Below are 2,954 nucleotides of genomic sequence, written 5' to 3' on the forward strand. Positions count from 1 at the left end.
TCCGCACCCGGCCCTTGAAGTCGGGCTTCGGCCAGAGGCACAGCCGGCCGGGCCCGCAGGGACCGAGGACGGTCCCGCCGGAGGTCCCGGGCCGTGGCCCCGCCGTCCCCGACGCCACCGCCGAGCCTGACACCTCCGCCGTACCCGACGCCTCCGCCGTACCCGCCGCGTCCGCCGTGGCCGGGAGGGCCAGGAGGAGGAGCAGGGCCGCCAGGGCCGTTCCCGTCGGCAGGGCGCGGCGCTTCACCGCAAGGTTTCGCATGTCTCTCATACCCCCATGTCGTCACTCTCTGTAATCATTACTCTGGAGGACGTCACACGGCGTTGAGAAGAGGGCCAGAGCTTCTTCACCCGAACGAGGGAAGGCCCCGCCGGACCAGGTCCGGCGGGGCCTTCATGGAAAAGGGCTGTGACCAGCTCAGATGTGGGCCGCGCCCGCACCCGCCTCCGCGTTCTCGCCGCGCTTGGTGAGCATGGCGACGAGCGCCGCGAGCACCGCCACGGCACCGGCCACGGTGAAGGCCAGACCCATCCCGTCGAGGAAGGTCTTGTGGATGACCGCGCCGATCTGCTGGAACAGCTCGGGCGTCATGCCCGGGGCCTGCGCCATCTGCGGCGGCACCATGCCGAACTCGGCGGCCTGCTCCAGCGCCGGGTCCGCCGGGGCCGGGATCCCGGCCGCCTTCCAGTTCTCCGCGAAGGCGCTGGAGACCTTGGAGGACATGACGGCACCGAGCACCGCCGTGCCGAGCGCGCCGCCGACCTGCATGGCGGCCTGCTGCAGACCGCCCGCGACACCGGACAGCTCCAGCGGCGCGTTGCCGACGATGACCTCGGTGGCCCCGACCATGACCGGGGCGAGGCCCAGACCGAGCAGCGCGAACCACAGGGACATCACGAACGCGCCCGTACCGGCCGAGAGCGAGATCATGCCGAACATGGCGACGGCGGTGCAGACCATGCCGCCGACGAGCGGCACCCGGGGACCGAACTTGGTGATCAGCGCGCCCGCGAGCGGCGAGGAGACGATCATCATCGCCGTCAGCGGCAGCAGGTGCAGACCGCTGTCGACGGGGCTGAGGCCCTTGACGCCCTGGAGGTAGAAGGTCACGAAGAAGAGGCCGCCCATGAAGGCGAAGGCCATCAGGACCATGAGGATCACACCGGCCGAGAGCGGCACGGAGCGGAACATGCCCAGCGGGACCAGGGGCTCCTTGACCTTGGTCTCCCAGACGGCGAAGACCGCGAAGAGGACGACGGCGCCGAGCAGGCAGCCCCAGGTCTTGCCGCTCGCCCAGCCCCAGGACTCACCGGCCTTGATGATGCCCCAGATCAGGGAGGCCATCGCGCCGGAGAGCAGCACGATGCCGAGGATGTCGAACGAACGCGGCGCGTTCTCGGCGCGGTGGTCCTTGAGGATCACCAGGCCGAGGACGAGCGCGAGGACGCCGACCGGCACGTTGATGAAGAAGACGGACTGCCAGCTGACGTGCTCGACGAGCAGGCCGCCCACGATCGGGCCGCCGGCCGTCGAGGCGCCGATGACCATGCCCCAGATGCCGATGGCCATGTTCAGCTTCTCGGCGGGGAAGGTGGCGCGCAGCAGGCCGAGTGCCGCCGGCATCAGCAGGGCGCCGAAGAGGCCCTGCAGGACGCGGAAGCCGATGACGGCCGCGATCGAGTCGGAGAGGCCGATGGCGCCGGAGGCGGCGGCGAAGCCGGCGATGCCGATCAGGAAGGTCTGGCGGTGGCCGAAGCGGTCACCGAGCTTGCCGGCGGTGATCAGGGCGACGGCGAGCGCGAGCAGATACCCGTTGGTGATCCACTGGACCTGGGCGAGGGTGGCGCCGAGGTCCTCCTTGATGGCGGGGTTGGCGATGGCGACGATCGTGCCGTCGAGCGCGACCATCATCACGCCGGCCGCGACGGCGAACAGGGTCAGCCAGGGGTGGCCGCGCAGGCCCTTCGCCGGCCCCGACGCGGGGTCCCGGCCGACGCCCCCCTGACCCTGCGAGGCCTTTTCCACGGTGGTCTGACTAGTCATACAGACCACGCTAGTGTCAGTCGCTGACAATTGACAAAGCGATTCACGCGTCGGTAACTGTCACGTAGCTCACAGGTAGGCTGAGAGGGAAGAAAACCCCCGAAAGGACGCTCTTTGACCGCGCCCGCACCCGGCCTGGACGACCCGGGTCTGAAGACTCCCGGCCTGGACGACCCCGGCCCGCGCGATCCCGCCCCGCGCGCACCCGCCGCCGCGTCCCCGCCCGGGCTGCGCGAGCGCAAGAAGCGGCGCACCCGCGACGCGCTGATCCGCGAGGCCCTGGAACTCTTCACGACCCAGGGATACGAGCGGACCACCGTCGACGAGATCGCCGACGCCGTCGAGGTCTCCCAGCGCACCTTCTTCCGGTACTTCGCCTCCAAGGAAGAGGTCGCCTTCGCCGTCCAGCGGATGGTCGAGGAACGCTTCGTCCACGCCCTCGCGCAGCGCCCGCCGCAGGAGGGTCCCTTCGACGCGATGCGGAACGCGGTGCTGTGCGCGTGGGACACCATCGGTGAGGCGATCGCCGAGGTCGTCCCCGTCGAGCTGCACCTGCGCACCTTCCGGATGATCGAGTCCACTCCCGCGCTGCTCGCCGCCCATCTGCGCCGGTCCGCCGAGATGGAGGAGACCATCTCCCGGATCGTCGCCGACCGCGAGGGCCTCGACGTCGACGAGGACCCGCGTCCGAGGATCGCGGTGGCCACCTTCAGTGCCGCGATGCGCGTCACCGCCCAGATGTGGGGCCGGGGTACGGACCAGAGCCTGGCCGCCATCCGGGAACTCACCGAGCGGTACCTCGACCACCTGAACCCGGCCCTGGCGCTCCGCTGGCGGGACGGCTCCACCACCTGACCCGGCGGCACCCGGGTCCTCCGGAACGACGGCGGGCGGGCGGCGGGAGGACCGG

The 2,954-nt window shown here is 70.9% G+C and carries 2 protein-coding genes and 1 pseudogene; 1 reads left to right on the top strand and 2 read right to left on the bottom strand.

The genetic code is table 11. The features are described from left to right. Together RIF68_RS32985 and RIF68_RS32990 are read right to left on the bottom strand one after the other, a co-directional pair. A pseudogene (locus RIF68_RS32985) lies at positions 1-262 on the bottom strand (hypothetical protein); the annotation flags it as partial. 156 nt (positions 263-418) lie between these two features. Then, positions 419-2,044 (bottom strand): MFS transporter, encoded by a 1,626-nt coding sequence (locus tag RIF68_RS32990; protein ID WP_309055093.1) that lies wholly within the window; start codon positions 2,042-2,044, stop codon positions 419-421. 165 nt (positions 2,045-2,209) lie between these two features. Between RIF68_RS32990 and RIF68_RS32995 the strand changes: the two genes are divergently transcribed. Beyond that, entirely contained in the window at positions 2,210-2,899 is a 690-nt protein-coding gene (locus RIF68_RS32995; protein ID WP_309055094.1) for a TetR family transcriptional regulator, read from the top strand. The last annotated feature ends 55 nt before the right edge of the window (positions 2,900-2,954 follow it).

It is taken from the genome of Streptomyces sp., from assembly GCF_031178505.1.
Lineage (GTDB): Bacteria > Actinomycetota > Actinomycetes > Streptomycetales > Streptomycetaceae > Streptomyces > Streptomyces gulbargensis.

Excerpts from the sequence above, each read along its gene's own strand:
- RIF68_RS32990 (WP_309055093.1), bottom strand. The coding sequence starts at position 2,044 with ATGACTAGTCAGACCACCGTGGAAAAGGCCTCGCAGGGTCAGGGGGGC.